Origin of the sequence: Nocardia carnea (assembly GCF_029869215.1) — a bacterium.
Lineage (GTDB): Bacteria > Actinomycetota > Actinomycetes > Mycobacteriales > Mycobacteriaceae > Nocardia > Nocardia carnea_B.
Window position 1 is genome coordinate 1 of the sequence record NZ_JARWPM010000107.1, and the last position, 23,124, is coordinate 23,124.

Annotated in this window: 23 protein-coding genes; 1 reads left to right on the forward strand and 22 read right to left on the reverse strand. The window is 70.2% G+C overall.

The genetic code is table 11. The features are described from left to right. Positions 1–220: 220 nt before the first annotated feature. The 21 genes from QH276_RS06125 to QH276_RS06225 all read right to left on the reverse strand — a co-directional run bounded on the left by QH276_RS06125 (position 221) and on the right by QH276_RS06225 (position 21,871). Positions 221–574: an MmcQ/YjbR family DNA-binding protein gene (locus QH276_RS06125; RefSeq protein ID WP_280397027.1), complete on the reverse strand. Its 354-nt coding sequence runs from the start codon at positions 572–574 to the stop codon at positions 221–223. A 76-nt stretch (positions 575–650) separates the two neighbouring features. Further along, positions 651–1,982: an RsmB/NOP family class I SAM-dependent RNA methyltransferase gene (locus QH276_RS06130; RefSeq protein ID WP_280397026.1), complete on the reverse strand. Its 1,332-nt coding sequence runs from the start codon at positions 1,980–1,982 to the stop codon at positions 651–653. Between the two features lie 887 nt (positions 1,983–2,869). Continuing rightward, a complete protein-coding gene (fmt, locus tag QH276_RS06135) occupies positions 2,870–3,790 on the reverse strand; it encodes a methionyl-tRNA formyltransferase (protein WP_280397025.1) in 921 nt (306 codons plus the stop codon). Then, entirely contained in the window at positions 3,790–4,332 is a 543-nt protein-coding gene (gene def / locus QH276_RS06140; protein WP_280397024.1) for a peptide deformylase, read from the reverse strand. The genes fmt and def overlap by 1 nt, the downstream gene beginning before the upstream one ends. A gap of 133 nt (positions 4,333–4,465) precedes the next feature. After that, positions 4,466–5,470 carry an esterase/lipase family protein gene (locus QH276_RS06145; protein WP_432278555.1) on the reverse strand — a complete coding sequence of 335 codons (1,005 nt, stop codon included), beginning with the start codon at positions 5,468–5,470 and terminating at the stop codon, positions 4,466–4,468. 83 nt (positions 5,471–5,553) lie between these two features. Continuing rightward, positions 5,554–6,210, reverse strand: a complete 657-nt coding sequence (locus tag QH276_RS06150) for a PadR family transcriptional regulator (protein ID WP_280397023.1) — start codon at positions 6,208–6,210, stop codon at positions 5,554–5,556. A gap of 128 nt (positions 6,211–6,338) precedes the next feature. After that, a complete protein-coding gene (locus QH276_RS06155; protein ID WP_280397031.1) occupies positions 6,339–8,771 on the reverse strand; it encodes a primosomal protein N' in 2,433 nt (810 codons plus the stop codon). Between the two features lie 145 nt (positions 8,772–8,916). Next, entirely contained in the window at positions 8,917–10,128 is a 1,212-nt protein-coding gene (metK, locus tag QH276_RS06160; protein WP_280397022.1) for a methionine adenosyltransferase, read from the reverse strand. A gap of 460 nt (positions 10,129–10,588) precedes the next feature. Further along, on the reverse strand, positions 10,589–11,842 hold the full coding sequence (coaBC, locus tag QH276_RS06165) for a bifunctional phosphopantothenoylcysteine decarboxylase/phosphopantothenate--cysteine ligase CoaBC (protein ID WP_280397021.1): 1,254 nt from the start codon (positions 11,840–11,842) through the stop codon (positions 10,589–10,591). A 43-nt stretch (positions 11,843–11,885) separates the two neighbouring features. Next, on the reverse strand, positions 11,886–12,164 hold the full coding sequence (gene rpoZ, locus QH276_RS06170; RefSeq protein WP_033241620.1) for a DNA-directed RNA polymerase subunit omega: 279 nt from the start codon (positions 12,162–12,164) through the stop codon (positions 11,886–11,888). A 63-nt stretch (positions 12,165–12,227) separates the two neighbouring features. Next, entirely contained in the window at positions 12,228–12,800 is a 573-nt protein-coding gene (gmk, locus tag QH276_RS06175; RefSeq protein WP_280397020.1) for a guanylate kinase, read from the reverse strand. Positions 12,801–12,820: 20 nt separating this feature from the next. Beyond that, on the reverse strand, positions 12,821–13,141 hold the full coding sequence (gene mihF, locus QH276_RS06180) for an integration host factor, actinobacterial type (RefSeq protein WP_280397019.1): 321 nt from the start codon (positions 13,139–13,141) through the stop codon (positions 12,821–12,823). Between the two features lie 926 nt (positions 13,142–14,067). After that, positions 14,068–14,835, reverse strand: coding sequence for an orotidine-5'-phosphate decarboxylase (gene pyrF / locus QH276_RS06185; protein ID WP_280397030.1), 768 nt, complete (start codon positions 14,833–14,835; stop codon positions 14,068–14,070). Positions 14,836–15,140: 305 nt separating this feature from the next. Then, on the reverse strand, positions 15,141–16,658 hold the full coding sequence (locus QH276_RS06190; protein ID WP_280402090.1) for a PstS family phosphate ABC transporter substrate-binding protein: 1,518 nt from the start codon (positions 16,656–16,658) through the stop codon (positions 15,141–15,143). 163 nt (positions 16,659–16,821) lie between these two features. Further along, positions 16,822–17,883, reverse strand: a complete 1,062-nt coding sequence (locus QH276_RS06195; protein ID WP_280402091.1) for a PHP domain-containing protein — start codon at positions 17,881–17,883, stop codon at positions 16,822–16,824. Positions 17,884–17,886: 3 nt separating this feature from the next. After that, a complete protein-coding gene (locus tag QH276_RS06200) occupies positions 17,887–18,468 on the reverse strand; it encodes a dihydrofolate reductase family protein (RefSeq protein WP_280402092.1) in 582 nt (193 codons plus the stop codon). A gap of 80 nt (positions 18,469–18,548) precedes the next feature. After that, positions 18,549–19,436, reverse strand: a complete 888-nt coding sequence (gene mutM, locus QH276_RS06205; protein ID WP_280402093.1) for a bifunctional DNA-formamidopyrimidine glycosylase/DNA-(apurinic or apyrimidinic site) lyase — start codon at positions 19,434–19,436, stop codon at positions 18,549–18,551. Position 19,437: 1 nt separating this feature from the next. Further along, the gene (gene rnc, locus QH276_RS06210) at positions 19,438–20,160 is read right to left on the reverse strand and encodes a ribonuclease III (RefSeq protein ID WP_280402094.1); all 723 of its coding nucleotides are present in this window, start codon (positions 20,158–20,160) and stop codon (positions 19,438–19,440) included. 14 nt (positions 20,161–20,174) lie between these two features. After that, positions 20,175–20,357: a 50S ribosomal protein L32 gene (gene rpmF / locus QH276_RS06215; protein ID WP_280402095.1), complete on the reverse strand. Its 183-nt coding sequence runs from the start codon at positions 20,355–20,357 to the stop codon at positions 20,175–20,177. Positions 20,358–20,359: 2 nt separating this feature from the next. After that, entirely contained in the window at positions 20,360–21,019 is a 660-nt protein-coding gene (locus QH276_RS06220) for a YceD family protein (RefSeq protein ID WP_280402096.1), read from the reverse strand. Positions 21,020–21,124: 105 nt separating this feature from the next. Then, a complete protein-coding gene (locus QH276_RS06225) occupies positions 21,125–21,871 on the reverse strand; it encodes a DivIVA domain-containing protein (RefSeq protein WP_280402097.1) in 747 nt (248 codons plus the stop codon). Between the two features lie 222 nt (positions 21,872–22,093). Here QH276_RS06225 and QH276_RS06230 point away from each other — a divergent pair, with 222 nt between their 5' ends. Further along, positions 22,094–22,669: a GtrA family protein gene (locus QH276_RS06230; RefSeq protein ID WP_280402098.1), complete on the forward strand. Its 576-nt coding sequence runs from the start codon at positions 22,094–22,096 to the stop codon at positions 22,667–22,669. Here QH276_RS06230 and coaD read toward each other — a convergent pair. Continuing rightward, positions 22,637–23,122, reverse strand: a complete 486-nt coding sequence (gene coaD, locus QH276_RS06235; RefSeq protein ID WP_280402099.1) for a pantetheine-phosphate adenylyltransferase — start codon at positions 23,120–23,122, stop codon at positions 22,637–22,639. The two genes, QH276_RS06230 and coaD, sit on opposite strands and share 33 nt — an antisense overlap. Positions 23,123–23,124 lie beyond the last annotated feature (2 nt).

A 23,124-nucleotide genomic window follows, 5' to 3' on the forward strand; every position in this document is an offset into this window, starting at 1 on the left:
CGCCTACCTCGGCCCCGGCTGCCGCTGGGTCCGCCACCCCGGCTCCGGGGGGGCCCCCCCCCGCCCGCCCGGGCCCCCCCCCCCCCCCCCCCCCCCCCCCCCCCCCCCGGCCCCCCCCCCCGCGGCCCCCCCCCCCCCGGGGGCCGCCCCCCCCCCCCCGCCCCCCCCCCCCGCCGGTGCCGACCACGATCCCGCGCGCGGTAGAGCCTGGGCAGGGTGACTACCCGTCACCCTCCAGCTCCCTGGCCCGGCGCAGTTTCGCCGGTGCGACCAGCCACCACGCGGCATCCAGCAGTTCCCGCAAGTGCCCGGTATCGACCCGGTCGAGGTCGATGAGTATGTAGGGGTACCCGTCGTAGTGGGCGGTGGTGTAGAACGCCGGATCGCCGGAGGCCAGCAGGGCCTGTTTCTCCGCCATCTCACAGCGCAGCACCAGACCACCCTCGGCTTCCGAGCGCAACCGGGCGAAACTCTTACCCGCCACCGTCAACGCCGGGGTCCGGTAGGAGGTCGATTCCGCGACCTCCGGCAGCTCGGTGGCCAGGCGCACCACGTTCTCCCAGGTGAGGCTCATGACGCCGAGTCTGCCCGGACCGGCGGCGGCCGGCTTGGATATCCGTCGCCACCCGCGCCGTGTCCGACCCTTCGCGTTACCGCGGTTTCCGCAGCGCGGCCACGAACATCGCGTCGGTACCGTGCCGGTGCGGCCACAACTGCGCCGTGGGACCGGCGCCGAGGCCGGTGACCCCGGGCAGCAGTTCCCGGGCGTCCAGCTGTTCGGCACCACTGCGACGGACGGTATCCGCCACTACCGCAACGGTTTCCGGGAGATGCGGCGAGCACGTCGAATAGACCACCACGCCACCGGGTCGCAGGAGTTCCCACGCGGCGGCCAGCAGCTCCCGTTGCAGGGACACCAGCTCGGCGACGTCACCGGGGGTGCGCCGCCAGCGCGCCTCCGGACGGCGCCGTAGCGCGCCCAGCCCGGTGCACGGCGCATCGACCAGGATCCGGTCGTAACCGGCGGTCAGCCCACTGGCGCGGCCGTCGGCGATATGCACATCGACCGGTAGCCCGCGGGTGGCCGACCGGACCAGTTCGGCGCGATGCGCGGCCGGTTCCACCGCGTCCACGCGGAAACCGTCGATCGCGGCGAGCGCGCCCAGTAGCGCGGCCTTACCGCCGGGGCCCGCGCACAGGTCCAGCCAGCGACCGGTATCGGCACCGTGCAACTGGGCGCGGGTGAGCGCGAGCGCTACGAGCTGACTGCCCTCGTCCTGGACCGCGGCCATCCCTTCACGGACGGGCTCCAGCGCGCCCGGGTCGCCACCTTCGAGGTACACCGCGTACGGCGACCAACGCCCCTCCTCGCCGCCGGTGACCAGGGCGAGTTCTTCGGCGGTGATATCGCCGGGGCGGGCCACCAGATGCACCACCGGGCGGGCGTCGTCGGCCGCGAGCAGGTCTTTCAACTCGCCCGCGTCGGCGCCGAGCGCATCGGCGAATGCCTGCGCTATCCACGACGGGTGCGCGTATTCGAAACCGAGCCGCCCGATCGGATCACCGGGCGCCAGCCGCTCCACCCACTCCTGCGGCGACCGCTCGGTGACCCGGCGCAGTACCGCGTTGACGAAACCGGCACGACCGGAACCGGTTTCGGCGCGCGCCAGCTCCACCGAGGTGTGCACGGCCGCGTGCGGCTCGACCCGGGTCCGCAACAACTGATAGGCGCCGAGCCGCAGAATATCCAGCAGCGGACCGTCGATCTCCTCGATCCCACGACCCGCGCAGTCGGCGATCACCGCGTCGAGCACACCGAGGGTGCGGCACGCCCCGTACGCGAGTTCGGTCGCCAATGCGGCATCACGGCCCTGCACGGAGTATTCGCGCAGCAACGCCGGGAGTACCAGGTTGGCGTAGGCGTCGCGCTCCCGGACCGCGCGCAGGGTCTCCAGCGCCACGGTACGAGCCGGATCCGCCACGGGGTTCGGATGCCGAGCGGAATCGCCACGTCCGCGTCGTGGTCCGCCCGCGCCGGCCCCCTGGCCGGTGCCCGCCCCCTGCTTTCCCGGACCGGGACGCCCGCGGTCGCTGTTTCCTCGGCCGGCCCCGTACCCCCCGCGGCCGGTGCCGCGGTCCGGCCGGGCGCTCCCCCGGTTTCCGGTCCGTGCCGGGGTATCCCCGCGCCGCCCGCCCGGGCCCCGCTCACCGCCGGGGCTCGGACCACGATCCGGGTGCCCGCCCGATCGATCGAAACCCGCCTCGATGCCGCGACCGGCAGCCGCGCGATCCCCCTGTGAGCGATCGCCGGAGCCCCGCTCGCCGCCTCGGCCCGCCTCCCGGTCCCGGCGCCCGGCCGACCGATCGGAGCCCGCCTCGGTGCCACGACCCGCTCCCGGGCGGTACCCCTGTCGGCGATTGTCCCGGTCCTGTCCACCGCGGTTCCGGCCCTGTTCGGCACCGGCGCGGCGATCTGTTCCCGGCTCCGCGCCGCGTCCTTGCTGTTCCCGACGAACGCCGGAACCCGCGCCCCGGGAACCTTGCCGATCACCGCCGGAACGCGCTCCCATACCGCCGTCCGCACCGCGGCCGCCCGGTGGTGCGCCGGCCGTTCGTTCGTGACCCGGCCGCCCGGCGCTGCGTTCGTCCCGGCCGCCGCCTCTCCGGGGCTCGCCGGCACCGGCTGCCCGGGACGTATCCCCGGGACGCTCACGGCCCCGATCGCGCGGGCTCGTACGCGAGCCGGAACCTCCATCGGCGCCGCTCCGCGCCCCGGTACCGGATTCGCGACCCGCATCGCGGGGACCGTCGCCGGGTTCGGGTTTCGGGTGGCGCCGGAATCCCCGCCGCTGCTCCCCGGCGGGGCCGGTCATTCGGCCACCGTGCCGGGTGCCAGGCGGGCGCCCCGCGCCCAATCCGATGCGGCCATCATCCGTTTGCCCTGCGGCTGGACCCGGTCCAGCCGTACCGCGGTGGTCGCGGTGCCGATGTAGACACCGGCTTTGCGGACCTCGATCTGCCCTTCCGGCAGTACTTCCTCGACCAATTCCACCGGGCCCAGTTTCAACCGGTTGCCGGCCACCGTCGTCCAGGCTCCCGGATGAGGGGTGACCGACCGGATGGCGCGGCCGACAGCGAGCGCCGGCTGGTCCCAACGCACCTGAGCCGCTTCCACGGTGATCTTAGGCGCGTAGGAGACGCCGTCGGTGGATTGCGGAATCGCCTGCAGCGTACCGTCTTCCACGCCGTTCAAGGTTTGTTCCAGCAGTGCTGCCCCGCTCGCGGCCAGCCGGGTGAGCAGTTCACCCGCGGTATCGGTGACGGCGATCCGCTCGGTCACCACACCGTAGACCGGACCCGTGTCCAGCCCCTCCTCGATCCGGAAGGTCGACGCTCCGGTGATCTCGTCACCCGCGGCGATAGCGGCCTGTACCGGTGCGGCGCCGCGCCAGGCCGGCAGCAGCGAGAAGTGCAGATTGATCCAGCCGTGCCGCGGGATATCGAGTACCTCGGCCGGCAGCAGGGCGCCGTAGGCGACCACCGGACAGCAGTCCGGCGCCAGTTGTTTCAGGGCATCGGCGAATTCGGGATCGGCCGGTTTACGCGGGGTGAGCACGGGGATGCCGTGCTCGTCGGCCACCTGCCCGACCGGTGAGCGCTGCAGTGTGCGGCCGCGGCCGGCCACGGCGTCCGGACGGGTCAGCACGGCGACCACCTCGTGCCGGGAGGCGATCAACCGGCGCAGCGAGGGAACCGCGGGGTCGGGGGTGCCGGCGAAAACGATCCGCATCAGCGGTCCCGCTCGGCCAGCGCGCGACTCGGCCGGACGGTGATCCCCGCGGTGAACCAGTCGGATTCCCGGATGGTGCGCATGGCCTGTTTGCGGGCTGACGGATCCAGCCGATCGATGAACAAGGTGCCGTCGAGATGATCGGTTTCGTGCTGCACGCAGCGGGCCAGCAGCCCTTCGGCCGTGAACTCGACGGGCGCACCGGTCATATCCACCCCGCTCGCCCGGATCCGCATGGCCCGGCGCGTATCGTGATTGACCCCCGGGATGGACAGGCAGCCTTCCGGGCCGATCTGTTCCTCGTCGTCCAGCGCCGTCCAGACCGGGTTGATCAGGTGGCCGCGGGCGTCACCGGTGTCGTAGACGAATACCCGCAGGCCGACCCCGATCTGCGGCGCGGCCATCCCGACCCCGCCGTCGTCGTACATGGTGTCGGTCAGATCGGTTACCAGCTGCCGCAGTTCGGGGCCGAAATCGGTCACCTCGCTCGCGCGGGCTCGCAGGATCGGATCGCCGAACAGGCGGACGGACTGGACGGTCACAGTGGGCTCCCGAGGACATGAGAAGGCAGGAAAGTCTCCATTCTAGGTGGCGCGGATCCGCCCGCACGCACACACGGCCGCCGGCCCCGGACCGGCTCGCCGCCGTCCGCCACGTGCGGATTCGCCGAACCGTTCAGATATTGCCGCCGATGACGACCTGCGGGATACCGGTGCCGAGCGCGACCGGCAGACATACCGGGCTCGGCGCATGCCGCGGGTCCAGCGCCCCGAGCAGCAGCTGCGCCACGAACGGGTCGTAGACCATATGGAAATGCCCGGTGAGATCCGCCGGGCAGCGGTCCTGGATCACGATGTTCTCCGCGCCGGGGCCGCGTAGCGCGATATTGCCGAACGGCTGGATCATCTCGTCGACCCGGCTGCCGATGGTGACGTACCGGACGCCGGGCACCGTATCGCCACCGGCGTTCAGCTCGAGCATGAACGGTGACCCCTCCGCCTGCTGCACCGCGGCCACCGAGATCACCTTTTCGGCGAGGGCCAGCGCGCCGGGAATCTGCTGGGCCGCGGGTACCAGCCCGTACATCACCCCGCCGTAACTGGGCGAGGCGAGACCGACCCAGGTGCCGACAGCGGGCGCACCCCCGAGCTTGTTGATGTAGTACCGGGTCACATTGGCGCCCTGCGAGAAACCCACCAGGTCGACCTGAGCGGCCCCGGTGGCGGCGCGCACCGCGGTGACGAATCCGGCGATCTGATGGGCACTGAGCACGATGTCCTCGGTGCCGAAACTGGTGGCCCCGGGTTTACCGCCGTAGTTCAGCGCGAAAACGCAGTAACCCGCGTCCACCAGCCGGGGCCCGATGGCCGACCAGTCGGTGTAGGCGCTCGCGTCGGTGCCGTGGGCGAGGATCACCGGGCGCGGATGCGCCGCGTCCGGGACACAACCGAAATCGTTCGCTCCCCGGGGCACCGCGGCGGGGTGATTCTTCATGTACAGCACCGCGCCGAGGTGGTCGGGCTGCGGCGGCGCCCACTCGGTCGGTACTTCCGGGGGAAGGTAGCCGGGAGGTTGGGCGGTGCCGGTCGTTGTCCCGAGCAGCACCGACCCAGCCAGTGCGACCGCGACGGTGAGCAGGCGGCGGGACGGCACGCCGTCCCCCACGCCGCGCCGTCCCATCCACCGTCGAAATCGTTTCACCACATAATCTTCCACCCTGCCGCCGCGCGGGAACACCGGGGGACGAGGTCTTGATCACCCCGTTACTTCCCGGTCTCCTCGTCGTCGGCGAGGATGCGGTACAAGGCTTTCCGGGATTCGGTGAGCACCTCGGCCGCCTTGGCGGCCTGTTCCGGAGTGCCGACCGCCGCGACCTGCGCGGCAGCCCCCATGAGCGCCCCGATGAGAGCGCGGAGATCGCCGGTGTGCGCACCGGCTCCCTCCTTCACCTCGGCCCACGGATCGCCGAGTTCGGTGCGATGTTCGGCGACATGGGTGACACCTGTCTCGGTCAGTTGCGCGGTTTTCCGGCCGGCGACCTTCTCGACGGTGATCAATCCCTCGTCTTCCAACTGGGACAGTGCGGGATACACGGACCCCGGGCTGGGACGCCACAGATCGTCACTGCGTTCCCGGATCTGCTGGATCAGCTCGTAACCGTGCATCGGACGTTCGGCGAGCAGGAGCAGAATCGCCGCCCGCACATCACCGCGCCTGCCGCGGCCGCCGCGACCCCGGCCGCGGCCGAAGCCCGGCCCGAAATCGGGGCCGAACCCGCGCCCGAAACCCGGGCCGAAACCGGGACCGCCGAATCCGGGCGGACCACCGTGCCGGAAGCCGGGACGGCCCCCACGCTCGGCGTCCGGACCGTGGCGACGGGCCCAGCGCAATCGCTCCTTGCGCATATCCATGTTCTCCATTGCAGCCTCCTGAGCTACTCGATCGGTTTGCATAGCATCGACGATATATCGTCAATCTATCCAACACAACCCACTCTCGAATATTCCGTCGCAAAAGCCGCCGCCGGAGGCGGCGACATGGATCCAGCTCAGCCGATGTCGAGGGGGTCTATCTGTATCCGCGCGGGGGCCTCGGTCCGCTGACTGCTGCGGACTGCCTGCGCCGCCGTGAGCGCACGGGTGAGCGCCGCCCCCTGCGACCGCGGAGCGCGTAACAGCACCCGCTCCACTTCCACCGCACTCCCCCGCTCGTCCTCGGCACGCGATCCCGACGGTTTGCGGGCGGTGGGAGGCAGCGGCACCGGACCCAGCACCTCCACCTCGGCCGGGAGATCGGTGACGGCGAGGAGTTCGGAAATCGCGTCGGGGGTTCCGTCGACCGCGGCCATACGCGCCGCCGGCGGGAATCCGACCTCCGCCCGCTGGGCCAGTTCGGCGGCAGCGTGCCCCGCAGGATCCCAGCGCAGCAACGCCTGGACGGTCGGCACGGCCGGGTCCGCCATCACCAGCACGCGGCCCCCGGCTTTCACGAGAGCCGCGGCACCCAGCCAGCGGCGCAGCGTGTCCTCGGCGGCCCGGAGGTCGGCGCGCCCGAGCAGCGCCCAGCCGTCGAGGAGCAGGCCGACCCCGTAACCGCCGGTCAGTAGCGGTTCGGCCCCGACAGTGGCCACCACCACCTGCGCACCGGGCTGCACGGTATCCAGCATCGCGGCGCCGCTCGAGCCACGGATCGGCACTCCGGGGAAGGCCCGGCCCAGTTCCTCCGCGGTGCGGGCGGCGCCGATGACCACGGCACGCAGTACCCGCCCACCGCAGGCCGGGCAGCGGAAGGCGGCCTCGGTACGGCCGCACCACCGGCATGCCGGACTATGCGCGACCTGCGCAGACGGATCCGCAGGGCCCTCCGGCAACGAAAGCGGCCCGACGCAGCGCCGGCAGCGGGCGGGGGTCCGGCATTTGGTGCATGCCAGGGCCGGGACGTAACCGCGCCGCGGCACCTGCACCAGGACGGCTTCGCCCGCGGCCAGTGCCCGCCGGGCGGCGGCGAAGGCCTCGGCGGGAATCCGGACCGCGCGCGCGATCGGGTCGCGGTCGAGTGCGGCCTCGGAATCTCCGGGCGCCCCGATCCGCGGTGACGCCGCCCGGACGGTGGCCCGGTCGGCGAGCAGATCGTGTGCCCAGCCCGATTCCACCACCGCCTGCACCTCCGCGGTGCGGGCGAATCCGGCGGCCACGAACGCCGCACCGGTGTCGTGTGACCGCAGCATCGCCACGTCCCGTGCGTGCGGGTAGGGCGCGCGGGGTTCGGCGTAGGTGTCGTCGCCGTCGTCCCAGAGCGCGATCAGCCCCAGGTCCGTCGCGGGCGCGAAGACAGCACTGCGGGTGCCGACGACCACCCGCGCGGTTCCGCGGAGCACTGCCAGCCAGCGCCGGTAACGCGCCGCCGGGCCGAGCCCGGCCGATAGGCCGACCGCCGCGTCACCGACCAGCGAATGGCATTCCCGCAGCACCCGGTCGAGATCGCGCTGATCGGGAACCATCAGGATCGCGCTCCGCCCGCCGGCAACGACGATCGCGGCGAGTTCGGCGAGCCGGCGCGCCCAATCCTCGCCGGGCAGCGCCTGCCAGGCCGCGCGCGCACCACGGCGGCCGGCGAGAGCGGTGAGAAAGGATTCGCCGTGCCGATACCGTCGCCACGCCGCGACGTCCACGCCTGCCGGAACAGCTCCGGCATCGTCTCGCGGCCGGCCGGACCGCCCTTCGACACCCGCTGCCCCCTGCTCGAATCGATCCGGCTGCACGCCCGCCGAATCGCTTGTCTCCGCGGGTTCGGTCGCGTGCTCTGTCTTCTCGCCCGGCTCCCCGGCCGTCTCCCGCCGGACCACAGCGACAGATGCATCGACCGATCTATCGCATGTCCCCTCGGGTGCGCCTCCTATCGACGGCACCCGGTCCGGCATCTGCCGGGCGTCTCCCCCGCTCTGCTCGGTACCTTGCGCTGGCCGGCCGGCCTCGAACGGCGGTCGGACGTCGTCGACAGGAGTACCCGCATGAGCCGCCGGCCGGGGGCCTGCACAGCCTCCAGCCGGCTCGGCATCGGACGCGGGGGCCGGGCCGGGTGGCCGATGTGGCCCCATTTCGTCAGGTGCCGCCCGGGTGACTTCGCCCGGCTCGTTCTTCCCGCGCCCGCCGTTCTCCACTCGCGCGTGCCGGGGCGGGATCGCCAGGCGCAGGACGTCGGCACGGGTGCCGGCGCAGCGCGCCGCCACCGTGGTGGCGAGCCGCAGGATCTCCGGGGTGAGCACCTGTTCGGCAGAGACGACGCGCTCCAGCCGGACCAGTTTGCCCGGATGCTCCGATTCGGTGTGCCGGGAGAGCAGATAGCCGTCCACCAACCGCCCGGCGAAACGCACCCGGACGCGCACCCCGGGCCGGGCGATCTCGTCCAGTTCCGGAGGCACCAGGTAGTCGAAGTCGCGGTCCAGGTGCGCGGGGGTGAGCAGCGGTAGGACCCGGGCGATCGGATGCGAAACGGGTGGCTGCCCGGCCGGAACGGTTTTCTTCGCCGGCCGCGCCGTAGCCGGCGTCCTCGAACGCGCGGACACCCCCGGCGACTCGGCGTCACCGGGGGTGTCGGCGGCAGTTCGGGGCACGCGCGACGCGGACCTACAGACCCGCGGCGGCGCGCAGCTTGTCCGCGCGGTCGGTGCGCTCCCAGGGCAGGTCGATATCGGTGCGGCCGAAATGCCCGTAGGCCGCGGTCGGCGCGTAGATCGGACGCAGCAGGTCCAGGTCGCGGATGATGGCGCCGGGGCGCAGATCGAACACCTCGGTGATGGCCGCCGAGATCCGGGCCGGATCGGCCTTCTCGGTGCCGAAGGTCTCCACGAACAGGCCCACCGGGGCGGCCTTGCCGATCGCGTACGCCACCTGCACCTCGACCTTTTCCGCCAGGCCCGCGGCAACCACGTTCTTGGCGACCCAGCGCATGGCGTAGGCGGCCGAGCGGTCGACCTTGGACGGATCCTTGCCGGAGAACGCGCCGCCGCCGTGGCGGGCCATCCCACCGTAGGTGTCGACGATGATCTTGCGGCCGGTCAGGCCCGCGTCGCCCATCGGGCCGCCGAGGACGAACTTGCCGGTGGGGTTGACCAGCAGCCGGATATCGGAGGTGTCCAGGTCCGGGATATCGATATCGGCCAGTACCGCTTCGACGACCTTCTCCCGGATATCGGGCGCCAGCAGATTGTCGAGATCGATATCGGCGGCGTGCTGGGTCGAGACGACGACGGTATCCAGGCGGACCGCGCGGTCACCCTCGTATTCGATGGTGACCTGGGTTTTGCCGTCGGGCCGCAGATACGGCAGCACGCCGGTCTTGCGGACCTCGGTGAGCTTGCGGGACAGGCGGTGCGCCAGTGCGATCGGCAGCGGCATGAGCTCCGGGGTGTCGGTATTGGCGTAACCGAACATCAGGCCCTGGTCGCCGGCGCCCTGTTGTTCGATCTCGTCATCGGAGCCGCCGACCCGCGCCTCATGCGAGGTGTCGACACCTTGTGCGATATCGGGCGATTGGGCCCCGATCGCCACATTGACACCGCACGAGTTGCCGTCGAAACCCTTGGCCGAGGAGTCGTATCCGATCTCCAGGATCTTCTCGCGCACGATATGCGGGATATCCGCGTACGCCTCGGTGGTGACCTCGCCCGCGACGTGCACCTGACCGGTGGTCACGAGGGTTTCCACGGCGACCCGGCTGCGCGGATCCTGGGCGAGCAGGGAGTCGAGGATGGAATCGCTGATGGCATCACAGATCTTGTCCGGGTGACCCTCGGTCACGGACTCACTGGTGAATAGCCGGCTACCGGACGTGCGCACAGTTTCCCTCTTCCTCAACGGTTACTCGTGTCCCGGATATGGACCGTAGCGCACGGCTCCGGTCGCGACCCTGGACTCCCAGACTATTAGAACGCGCGGCGGGTTTGTGGTTCCCGACACCACACCGGACGGGTTCCGGCCCGGATGCGGCCCCGCCGGAACGCCTACGGCGGTATCCGGCCCGACCGGCCCGCACAACCAGTACGGGGGCCCACCGGCGAAGGCAAGGGTTCCGATCACGGTGATCCGATCGACCGGGCAGATCCGCCGTGGACCGGTCATCGGGGGCAGGCTGCCCACTGTCTTCGCGAGCGGTTCGCCCGGACTGCTATTCCCCGGTGTAGTTGCCCAGGCCTTGCCGGTGGTGCACGGTTCGTTATGCGCTGTTCACACGGGGGCGCAGAGCCCCGGCGAGCAGGGTCCGGTGGCCGTCCGCGACGGTCTCCTCAGGCCCGCGCGATCAAGCCCCGCTACCGCTGCCCGCCGCGGCGCGCTCACGGAGGAGCGGGCCCAGGGCATCGAGGACACGGCTGGCCAGTAGGGCCTTGGATCCGTGATCGAGGGCCTGTTCGCTGCCGTCGGCGCCGAGCAACCAGCCGTCGTTGGTGTCCACCTCGAACGCCTTACCGTCGCCCACCGCGTTGACCACCAGCAGATCGCAGCCCTTCCGGGCCAGTTTGGCGCGAGCGTGGGTGATGACATCGCCGTCCTCGTCGCCGGTTTCCGCGGCGAAACCGACGATGGCGGTGCCGGGCAACTGTCCCTCGCGGCGCGCCTGTACCAACCCCGCGAGGATGTCCTCGGTCCGCGACAACGCGATGCTGTCGGGTTCGTCCTTACCCTTTTTGATCTTGGCGGCGGCCACCGAGGACGGCCGGAAATCGGCGACCGCGGCGGCCATGATCACCGCGTCGGCACCGACCGCGTGTTTGTCGACCGCGGTCTTGAGCTGTTCGGCGGTGGTGATGTGCACGAGGTCGACCGCTGCGGGCGGCGCCATCTCGATGGTGTTGCCGGCGATCAGCGTCACCTGCGCACCGCGCTGGGCGGCGACCCGGGCCAGCGCGTAACCCTGTTTCCCGGAGCTGCGGTTGCCGAGGAAACGCACCGGGTCGAGCGGTTCCCGGGTCCCGCCGGCGGTGATCACGACCCGCTTACCGGCCAGATCGCGCGGTACCGCGTCGGCGCGTTCGAGCAACAGCGACGCCAGTCCGAAGATTTCCTCGGGTTCGGGCAGCCGGCCGGGGCCGGTATCGGCACCGGTGAGCCGGCCCGACGCGGGTTCCATCACGGTCGCCCCGTGCGCGCGCAAGGCCGCGACATTGGCGACGGTGGCCGCGTGCTCCCACATCTCGGTGTGCATAGCGGGCGCGAACAGCACCGGACATCGGGCCGTGAGCAGGGTCGCGGTGAGCAGATCGTCGGCGCGGCCGTGCGCGGCCCGGGCCATCAGATCGGCGGTGGCCGGGGCGACGACGACCAGCTCGGCCTCCTGCCCCAGCCGCACATGCGGCACCTCCGGTACGTCGGCGAACACCCCGGTGTGCACCGGGTGGCCGGACAGCGCCTCGAAGGTTGCCTTGCCCACGAACTGCAATGCCGCCTCGGTGGGGATCACCCGGACCGTATGACCGGTTTCGGTGAACCGCCGCACCAGGGCGCACGCCTTGTACGCGGCGATACCGCCGCCCACCCCGACAACTACCCGCGCCATCGCGCGCCTCCTGCCCTATCGGCCGTTCACCCGGTGAGCGGGGTTATTCGCCCTCGGTGTGCTCGAGCAGATCGCTGTGGATCTCGCGCATCGCGACCGACAGCGGCTTCTCCTGCGGCAGCGGCTCCACCAGCGGGCCGACGTATTCGAGGATGCCGTCACCGAGCTGGTTGTAGTAGTCGTTGATCTGACGGGCACGCTTGGCGGCGTAGATCACCAGCGCGTACTTGGACGAGGTGCGGTCGAGCAGCTCGTCGATCGGCGGGTTGGTGAGGCCGACCGGGGTGTCGTAGGCGGGCGCGGCGATATCCGTACTGCTCACTGAGGAAGCTCCTGCGGGGTCGGTGGCTCGGCTGCGCGGCCGCCTCACGGGCCGCGCAACGGGCTACGAATTGGAATTCGTGCTGACGAACAACGATACCAACTGCGCACAGGCGCTGGTCACGGTGTCGTTCACGATCACGGTGTCGAACTCGTCACGTGCGGCGAGTTCCACCCGCGCGGTCTGCAGCCGGCGTTCGATCACCTCGGGTGATTCGGTACCACGGCTGCGCAGCCGGTTCTCCAGCTCTTCCCAGCTGGGCGGCGCGAGGAACACCAGTACGGCTTCCGGCATCACCCGGCGGATCGAGCGGGCGCCTGCGAGGTCTACCTCGATCAGTACCGGCAGCCCCTCCGACAAGGCGGCCCGCACCGGGGCGGCCGGGGTCCCCGACCGTTGTAGTCCACCGTGGATATCGGCCCATTCGAGCAGATCACCGGCGGAGATCATCGCATCGAACTCGGCCCGGCTGACGAACCGGTAATCGCGGCCGTCGACTTCACCGGGACGGGGATCCCGGGTGGTCGCCGACACGCTGAAAACCAGTTCCGGCAGCCGTTCGCGGACACAGCGCACCACGGTGGACTTGCCCACGGCCGAGGGGCCGACCAGTACAACCAGCCGACCCTTCGTCATGTTCTCGATCACCGAGGGTGTCAGGCGCCGAGATCGAATTTGGCGAGCAGCGCCTTGCGCTGGCGATCACCGAGACCACGGAGCCGACGCGTCGGCGCGATCTCGAGCTCGGTCATGATCTCCTCGGCCTTGACCTTGCCGACCTTGGGCAGGGCTTCCAGCAGTGCGCGCACCTTCATCTTGCCGATGATCTCGTCGGTCTCGGCCTGGCCGAGGACCTCTTTCAAGTCGGTGCCGCCGCGCTTCAGGCGATCCTTGAGCTCCGCCCGAGCACGGCGAGCGGCAGCCGCCTTCTCCAGAGCAGCTTGCCGCTGCTCACTAGTCAGCTGGGGAAGGGCCACGGTTCCTCCGTCTCATCGTTCTGCATCAAAACCTGCCGAACTACCCGGCAGTCTCAGCGACCGTACCCACGACGCCCCCGGATTGCGAACCCACCCCCCAGGTCAGGGCATGAATCGGACCCCGTAACGCCCCCTTGCTACGGTGTCCGCGCGCCCGCTTGCCAACACCCTTCCGCACCGCGCTCGCATCGCGAAATACCTTTCCAGCAGGGCTTTTCGGCAAACCTCCACCATTTGCGGTGAGATAACCACCGCGGTTATCCACAGCCCCGCTACCCTCCAGCCGCCCTACCAGGAATTTTCTGGAAATTTTTCGCAGGAACACGTTTTCACGACCCGCGACGACGTGACAGCCCTTGTTTCACCGTCCCCGAATCCCCCGAAACCCGCCCGCAACCCGCATCGAGACCGACGGCCCGAGCCGCGGCACCGAGCCCCCGAGGCCGGATGGGGACCCCTGACCCCGAAGCCGACGCAACCGGCAACCCCGAGCCCAGACAAACACTCGGAGCGCCCATGCCCCACGGCCCGAGACCGAACGCAACCAAACAGTGGCGCCAAGCCCGTCGAGACACCGGTGGGCTTCACCCACAGCCCTCCGTCACGCCACTACGACGCCGAGTCCAGCAAGCTACCCCGGGGTTCACCCACAGCCGTGCCCCCCCCCACCCCCCCCCCCCCCCGAAACACCGGGCCGCCGCCGGGGCCCCCCCCCCCCGCGCGCCGAAGGCGCGCCAAAAAACACAGCACCTCTTCGGTGGGTTTGCCTGCGCACCTCTGCACGGGCGGGCCGGGCATCCCGTCGTCCACGACCGCACCCGCGACACACCTCCGCGCCCGGCCTACCGGGAACGAAGTGAACCACGGTGAAGATCAGCCGTGGTTCCGGCTCCTCAGCCGTGGTTCCGCCCGCGGGACACCGCGTATCAGCGCAGGAAAGCGAACTCCTCTTGAAAAGCCGCCAGGCGGTCCCGCAGAGCCGTCACCGAAGGCCCCGCACCCAGCACATCTCGCGAGACGTTCGGCAGCGCGGCGGGCCACAGGGCTTCCGGGAGCAGCGCGCGCACCGCCGCCGCGGTGCCACCTTGTGCCCCGACCCCCGGCAGCAGGATCGGACCGTTCAGTGCGGTGAGGTCGGGGATCTCGGTGAGTGTCGCGCCGATCACGACCCCGACCGAGCCCGGCCCCGGGCCCTCGTTGGCTTCTGCGGCCGCGTCGACCACGGTCTGGGCGAGCGTGCGCCCGTCCACGAGCGCCCGCTGCACCCGCGCCGCCTCCGGGTTGGAGGTGGCGGCCAGGACGAATACACCGCGTCCGTTGGCGCGGGCGAGGTCCAGGGCGGGCCCGAGCGCGCCGAACCCGAGGTAGGGCGACACCGTGACCGCATCCGCCCCCAGCGGCCCGTCGGCGAGCCAGGTGCGGGCGTAGGCGGCCATGGTGGACCCGATATCGCCGCGTTTGGCGTCGGCCAGGACCAGGGTTCCGGAGGCCCGGAGCACTTCGACGGTGCGTTCGAGGACCGCGATACCCGCCGAGCCGTAGGCCTCGAAGAAGGCGACCTGCGGTTTGACCACCGCCGCTACTCCGTCGAAGGCTTCCACACAGATCTCGGCGAACGTTTCCAGGCCGTTCGCGTCGTCGGGCAGCCCCCAGGACTCGAGCAGCGCGGGATGCGGGTCGATTCCGACGCAGATCGGCCCGTGGGGGGGGGGGGGGGGGGGCGGCCGCCGCGCCCCCCGGCGCGGGGGGGGGGCGGGGGGGGGGGCGCCCCCCCCCCCCCCCCCCCCCCCCCCCCCCCCGCCCCCCCCCCCCCCCCCCCCCACCGGCCGCCGTCGCCGGGTTTTCCGGCTGCGCTCAGCGGCGGTGCGAGGGGAAAACTACCCCTGCCGACTCGGGCGAAACACACTGCTTGCGCTATCTTTACGCCTCGTTTCCACCCGGTGGAGCGGGCGCGCGGACGGCTACCGGCGTGGCTCCCGGTCACCGTGCGAAACCGCGGTTACGAATAGCACCGCGACCGGTCGGCGACCTCTTCGCAGGGCAGGTTCCCGTAGCGGCGGATCACATCCTGGCCGCCCTCCCAGAGCAGGAACCGCACGAAGCTCGCGCCGACCGATCCCGGCGGGAAATCGCCGTAGGAGAACGCGTACTCCACACCCCAGAACGGGTAGCTCGCATCGGCGATATTCTCGCGCGTCGGGGTTCGGTCGTCGATTTTTACGGCGGCCACGTCCGGAGTGTCCGCGGCATCGGCGTATTCGCTGTAGCCGACAGCTCCCGGCATCTCGGCGACCTCGGCCAGCACATCGTCGGTGGTCAAGGTCTGGCAGCGGCCCGGTCCGCCACTGCGCTCGAGCTGGTTGCAGGTGATACCGGGTTCGGCAGGCTGCCCCGACCCCAGCAGCCGGTTCTCGAAGTTCCAGCGGGTGCCCGACCCGGCGAACCGGTTGACCACCCGCACCGGCAGGTCGGCACCGCCCACGGCCTGCCAGTTCGTCACCTCGCCGCGGAACAGCGCCCGGATCTGCTCGGTGGTGAGCCCGGTGACCCGCGTGTCCGGGTCCACGACCACGGTGAACCGCGACAGCGCCAGCGGCCGCTGCACCAGGCCCGGATAGTCGGCACCGTGGGGCGCGTCCCCGATCGCGAGCAGGGTGCCGTCGCGGCCGCGTTCGTCGCTCACCCGGGTCATCCCGCGGTCGGTGCCCTCGAACTCGTAGTCGAGGTCGGCGCCGGGGCAGGTCTTCTCGTACAGGTCGCCCGCTTCCCGGAGCACGCTTTCGAACGCCGTGGACCCCACCACCGTGAGCTTGCCGGTGGCACAGCCGCTGGGCGCGGCGTCGGATTCCAGAACGTTGAGCACCGTCATGGCCGCGATCACGGTGACCAGGAATCCGATCAGCACCAGCATGAGCGCCGAGGCGCCGGAACGTCCCTGTGTCTTGGCGATACCACCGCCGGTGACCACACCCTGCATCGTGGGTTCGGGATATTCGCCGGTGCCCGTGGTCCGTTCGAGGGTGGCCAGGATCTTGTAGTGGTCGGAACGGTTCAGCGGCACCTTCGGCAGGTCGATGACGCCGACGTTCTGCCCGCTGAGTTCGCGATGACCGAAACCGGAGTCCGGTTCGAAACAGACGGCCAGGCCGGGGTTGCTGAGTTCGGTGACCGCCATCCCGATCACCCGGCGCTGCGGGAAATGCAGATGCAGCCCCGCCTGACCGTTCTGCCCGGTCACATAATCGGCCGCATCGATGGTTGTCGCACCGTTGTTCTCGATCCGGACCAGTACCACCGACAAATCCTGCAGGTTGCGTTCGGAGCCGTCGGCGGTCTGCCGCAACTGCCGCAGCGCCCCGGCATGCCCCGATTCGGCCTCACCGGTGACCGGGGTGTCCATCTGCACGCGCCAGCCGAGCCGTTTACGCCCGACGAACACGAACTCCCAGAGGAACGCGCCCATCGGAATCGCGATACCGGCGAGCGGGAGCACAATATTGAACAGCAGTTCACCCACCGGCCGTAACCACCCCGAATCCACCCATCACGCTTCATCTTTGGCCATCGGGGCACCGAACCGAGTAGGGCGGAGAAGAGTTCGGGAACCGTTCATCGTCCCGTCATCGACGTCCGCGACGCACTACGCGCGCAATGTCCCGCTGGACTTCTCGTACTCGGGCTCAGCTATTTCCGGTGCGCGTCCACTCCAGCAAGTCGTCGAGGGGGCGGGAGTTGATGATCCGGTCCGGCGATATTTCACAGGCCGTTGCGCGGGCGCACCCGTAACCCTGCCAGTCCAGCTGACCGGGGGCGTGCGCGTCGGTATCGAGGGCGAATTCACAACCCATCTCGTCGGCGAGCCGGATCAGCCGCTCCGGTGGGTCCTGCCGTTCGGGCCGGCTGTTGATTTCGACCGCCGTCCCGTAGCGGCGGCAGGCCTCGAAGACGACTTCGGCGTCGAATTGCGATTCCGGCCGAGTGCCGCGCCCGCCCTCGACCAGACGGCCGGTGCAGTGCCCGAGCACGTCCACGTGCGGGTTCGCCACCGCGTAGACCATGCGGCGGGTCATGGTGTCGCGGTCGTCGCGCAGCCGCGAATGCACACTGGCGACGACGATATCGAGTTCGGCGAGTAATTCGGTGTCCTGATCCAGCGCGCCGTCGTCGAGGATATCGACCTCGATGCCGGTGAGGATCCGGAAGGGCGCCAGCTCCGCGTTCAGTTCGGCGACCACCTCGAGCTGGTGGCGCAACCGCTGCGCCGACAGCCCGTTGGCCACGGTGAGCCGCGGGGAATGATCGGTCAGCGCGCAGTATTCGTGCCCGAGGGCGGCCGCGCAGCCCATCATCTCCGCGATCGGGCTCCCGCCGTCGGACCAGTCCGAATGGGTGTGCAGATCACCCCGCAGCCGGGACCGCAGCTCCGCGCCTTCGGGCCCGATCGGTTTCGCGGCCGCGCGTAGTTCGGCGAGATACCGCGGCACCACACCGGCGTAGGCTTCCTCGATCACCGCGGCGGTCTTGGGACCGATTCCCGGCAGCTCCTGCCAGGTTCCGGCCGCCGCCCGCCGGCGCACCTGGTCCGCGTCGAGGCCCGCGACGATATCGGCGGCCCGCCGGTATGCCTTCACCCGGTGCGTCTTCTCCCGGCTCCGCTCCAGCCAGAACCCGATCTCGCGCAACGCCGCCACCGGCCCGGGCGCGGGCCGCCGTGCGGTGGTCTCGGACGCCTCGCCGGACACCGCTCAGCGGGCCCTTCCGTATTTGAGGAACGCCACCCCGTCGTCGAAGACCTGACTGGTGATGATGCGGAACTCCGCGGGCTCGGGCAGCCGCGGCCCGGCGCCGAACAGCGGCCGCCCACGACCGAGCACGATCGGATGCAGTTTCAGGAAGATCTGGTCGATTTCCGGTAGCAGTTCCTGGGCCAGTGCACCACCACCGCACAACCAGATACCCGGACCCTGCTCACTTTTGAGTAGACGCACCCGGGCCAGCGGGTCGGCGCCGATCAGTTCCACCGCCGGGTCCGGCGGCGCGGTCAGCGTGGTGGACACGACGAACTGACGGAGATGCGCGTACGGGCTCGACGTGCCGGTGCGCACACCGAAGTCATAGGTTTTGCGGCCCATGATCACGGTGTCGAAATTGGCATTGCGGGCGTCGATACCGAGTGCCCGGCGCACCTCCGACGGCAGGGTCTCCGGGTACTGCGCGGTGATCGTGGGCCCGTGGTCGCCACCGACCGGGAAGAAATCGACGGTCCCGTCCTCGGTCGCGATGAACCCGTCGATGGTCGCGGCGACGAAATAGGTGAGCTTGCGCATACCGTCCTTCCCAGGCCTACCGGGTTGGTGATCTTGCCCGAGAAAACCGTAACCCCTCGCCGGGTGCCGCGCGAGAGGTCCTACGACACGGATTTCCGGCGTCGCGCGGCCGGTTGGCAGCGCGGGCACGAGAACGACGAGCGGTTCATGAACTTCTCCCGCACGATCATCGCCCCACAGCGCGGACAGGGCCGGTCACCGCGCCCGTACACCGCCAGCGCGCGCTCGAAATAGCCGGATTCGCCGTTCACGTTCACATACAGCGCGTCGAACGAGGTCCCGCCCGCGGCCAGCGCGTCGTTCATCACCGCCGCGGCCTCGGCGAGCAGTCGCCGCAGGACGGGCCGGCTCAGCCCGGCCGCGGTCCGGCCGCCGTGGATCTGCGCCCGCCACAAGGCTTCGTCGGCGTAGATGTTGCCGATCCCGGAGACCACCGTCTGATCCAGCAGCACCCGTTTGATCTCGGTCCGTTTGGTGCGTAGCACCGCGACCACCCGTTCGGCGTCGAACCGCGGATCGAGGGGGTCGCGGGCGATATGGGCCAGCAGATCGGGCAGCAGATCACCCTCCACCTCGACCAGCGGCGCCAGCACCCAGCCACCGAAGGTACGTTGATCGACGAACCGCAGCTCCCGGCCGTCGTCGAGGGTCACCCGGATATGCGCGTGTTTCTCCACCGGCGCGTCCGCGGGCTGCACGAGCATCTGCCCGCTCATCCCCAGATGGACGACCAGCGCGTCTTCGGCGGGATCCCCGCCGGGATGGTCGAAGGTGAGCCACAGGTATTTGCCACGCCGCCGGGCTTCGGCGACCGTCAGACCGGTCAGCCGGCCCACCATATCCGCGGCGCCGGCGATATGCCTGCGCACCGCACGGGGATGGGTGACGGTGACCGAACGTACGCTCCGGCCGCACAGGTGCTCGGTCAGGCCGCGGCGGACCACCTCGACCTCAGGAAGTTCGGGCACCTCAGGATTCGCCGGTCAGCGCGCGGTAGGCCGCCCCCGCCGCCTTCTGCTCGGCTTCCTTCTTCGACCGCCCGACGCCCTGTCCGTAGGCGTTGCCGGCGATCACCGTGGTCGCGGTGAATTCCTTGTCGTGGTCGGGCCCGGTGGAGGTGATCTCGTAACTGGGCACGCCGAGACCACGTTCGGCCGTCAGCTCCTGCAGGCTGGTCTTGAAATCCAGCCCGGCACCCATCCGCGGCCCGCGTTCGAGCAGATCGGCGAACAGCCGCAGCACGACCTCCCGCGCCACATCGATACCGTGCTCGAGATGCACGGCGCCGAGCAGCGATTCCATCCCGTCGGCCAGGATGCTGGGCTTGTCCCGGCCACCGGTGAGTTCCTCACCTTTGCCGAGCAGCAGATGCACGCCCAGGCCGCCCTCGCCCAACGCTCGGGCGACCTCGGCCAGCGCGTGCATATTCACCACGCTTGCGCGCAGTTTCGCCAGCTCACCCTCGGATTTCTCCGGATGCTCGTGATAGAGCCGCTCGGTGATACTCAGACCGAGTACCGAGTCGCCGAGGAATTCGAGCCGCTCGTTGGTCGGCAGCCCACCGTTCTCGTACGCGTACGAGCGATGGGTCAGCGCCAGCCGGAGCAGCTCGGGCGAAATCTCGACACCCAGGGCGGCGAGCAAACTCGCATGATCCGGCCGCTCGCCGGATTCGTCCTTGCCCGCGGTCAATGGTCGACCGGGGATCAGACGGCCGAGGCGACCTGGCGGCCCTTGTAGGTACCGCAGGACGGGCACGCGATATGCGGCGGGGTCTTCTGACCGCAGGCCCGGTTGGGGCAGGTGATCAGCGTAGGCGCGACGGCCTTCCACTGGCTGCGCCGCGACCGGGTATTGGAACGGGACATCCGGCGCTTGGGAACGGCCACGACTACTTCTCCTCTGTGCTGTTACGTGCAGTGTCTGTGGAATGGTCTCCGGTGGCCGCACCCTCGTCGGGGCTGCCGCTGCCGGGCGATCCGGAGGCGAATTTCGCCAGCCCGGCCCAGCGGGGATCCAGTATCTCATGCCCGTGATCGGATCCTGCAATCGCCATCCGGATACCGCACTCCGGGCACAGTCCCGCGCAGTCGGGCGTGCACAGCGGCTGCAGCGGTAGTTCCAGGCCCAACTGGTCGACGACCAGGGGCTCGAGGTCGATGAGGTCGTCGTCCATCCGGTAGACCTCGTCGTCCTCTGCGGTCTGATCCGTGGTGCTGTCCGGGTAGGCGAACAGTTCGGTGAGCGAGAGGTCGATCGAATCGGTGAACTGTTCCAGGCAGCGCGAGCATTCCCCGGCCACCGGCGCGGTGACGGTTCCGGTGACGAGCACACCCTCGGATACGGCCTGCAGGCGCAGGTCCAACTCGACCTCGGACCCGGCCGGTACCGCGATCAGGTCGAGGCCGAGCCGTTCGGAGGTGGTGACGGTTCGCCGCAGTTCGCGCATGGATCCCGGGGCGCGACCGAGGCTGCGGACATCCAGCACGAAACCCGCGTCGTGTGCACGGCGTGCACCGGAACGCGAGCGCGCGGTTGTATCGGCAGGCATCGAAGAACACTCCACTGGGTCGTACGAGGTTATGGTGCCGGATTCGGCAGGCAACCACACCACAGTACGCGAAACGGGCAGTTACCTGCAAAATCGCCCGGTGTACTAGCGGCGGAACTCGGCCGCGTAATCCGGTACCCCGGCCCCGTTGCGCAACTGCTGCCGGCCGCGGCCGATCGTGCGCAGCGCACCGCCGAGTGTCTCCTCGAATTCGGCGAGTTTGGTGTCGACGTAGTGGTCGCAATCGGCCCGCATCCGGTCGGCGTCGGCGTGCGCGGTATCGATCAGCCGCGCCGATTCGGCGTGCGCGGCCCGGACCACCTCGGTGTCTTCGACGAGGCGGCGCTGTTCGGCCTGCCCGTCGGCCACCGCGCGGTCGTAGGAAGCGCGGCCGGCTTCGACCATCCGGTCGGCTTCGGCGCGGGCCCGGCCGGTGACCGATTCGTATTCGGCCTTGGCGTCGGCGACCAGCCGCTGAGCTTCCGCGGTGGCGGTATCGACCAGCCGGTCGGCATGGGCGGTGGCTTCCGCGACCATCCGATCGGCGTGCGCCTTCGCCTCGGCGAGGATCCGGTCGGCTTCGGCGCGGGCGTCGGACACGGTGGTGGTGGCTTGTTCGTCGGCGGTGCGCACGGTTTCCTCGGCGAGCCCGCGGGCGTCGTCGATGATCTTGTCGCGGTGATCGAGCACATCCTGGGCGTCGTCGATCTCGGCCGGCAGCGCGTCGCGGACGTCGTCGAGCAGGTCGAGTGTTTCCGGACGCGGGACGATGCAGTTACGCGTCGCGGGGATCCCGCGTGCCTCCTCGACTATGGCGACCAGTTCGTCGAGCGCCTCGAATACCCGATACATGCTCAGTGCCCTCCTGCTGACGATCGGCGAAATATCACGCCGTTCCCAGTGTGCCCCGGCCGGTCGGCTGAGCCGAACCTACTTTCGGTGTGTCGCTGGTTCCGCCGGATATCCGGTGACTCCGGCCATGAACTGGAGACCTTCTCTCCGCTTGATGATAAATTCGTAGCAGCCCCATCGCCCGGATGGCGGCACCTGACCCTTGCCCGATCGGAACCGCCCATGACCATCCTGCAGCTGCCCTCCGCCGGGGCACTGGCCGCCGCGGAGCTGGATATCGATTGGCCGGCACCGATCTCCCCGACGGCCTGGCAGCAGCGCCTGCTGCGGTACCTGCGTGGCGATCGGGCGTTTCCGCAGTTGATCCGGTTCGCGCTGGTGGGCGGTCTGAGCAATATCTCCTATGTGCTGCTGTTCCTCACCTTGACCGGTGCGGGCACACTGCTGGCCAATGTGGCCGGCTCGGTGGTGAGCACGGTGCTGGCCAACGAACTGCATCGGCGGCTCACCTTCCACGCCGCCGAGCGGGTGGGCTGGTTCACCGCGCAATGGGAGGGCGGCGGGCTGGCGCTGCTGGGTCTGGGGATCAGTACCGCGGCCCTGGCCGCGCTGGAGGTTTTCGCTCCCACCCTGGCCGCACCCGCGCAGGCCGCGGCCGTGCTGGCCATCAGCGCCGCCGTGGGCGGCTTGCGGTTCCTGGCCCTGCGCGGTCTGGTGTTCCGGCCGCTGCGGCGGGCCCGGGAGGCCAGCGCCGCGCGGGAGGAATCAGCCCGCGCGCTCGGCGAGCCGGTCGAGTAGCCGCTTGTGCACCAGCGACGGCAGCATATCGCTGACATCCCCGCCGAAGGCGGCGACTTCTTTCACCAGTGAGCTGGACAGATAGCTGAACGCCGGGTTGGTGGCGATGAAGAACGTATCCACCCCGGCGAGCTTCTTGTTCATCTGCGCCATCTGCAGTTCGTAGCCGAAATCCCCGGCATCGCGCAGACCCTTCACGATCGCGGTGATGCCCTGTTCCCGGGCGAAATCGACCGTCAGGCCGGCCCAGGACGCGATGCGCACGTTCGGCAGATCGGCGGTGGCGTCGCGCAGCATCTCGATACGCTCCTCGACGCTGAACATGCCCTGCTTCTTCTTGTTCACGTTCACCGTGACGACGACCTCGTCGAACTGGGCCGCCGCCCGGCGGAAAACATCGAGGTGGCCGTTGGTCACCGGATCGAACGAGCCCGGGCACAATGCTCCTGCCATGG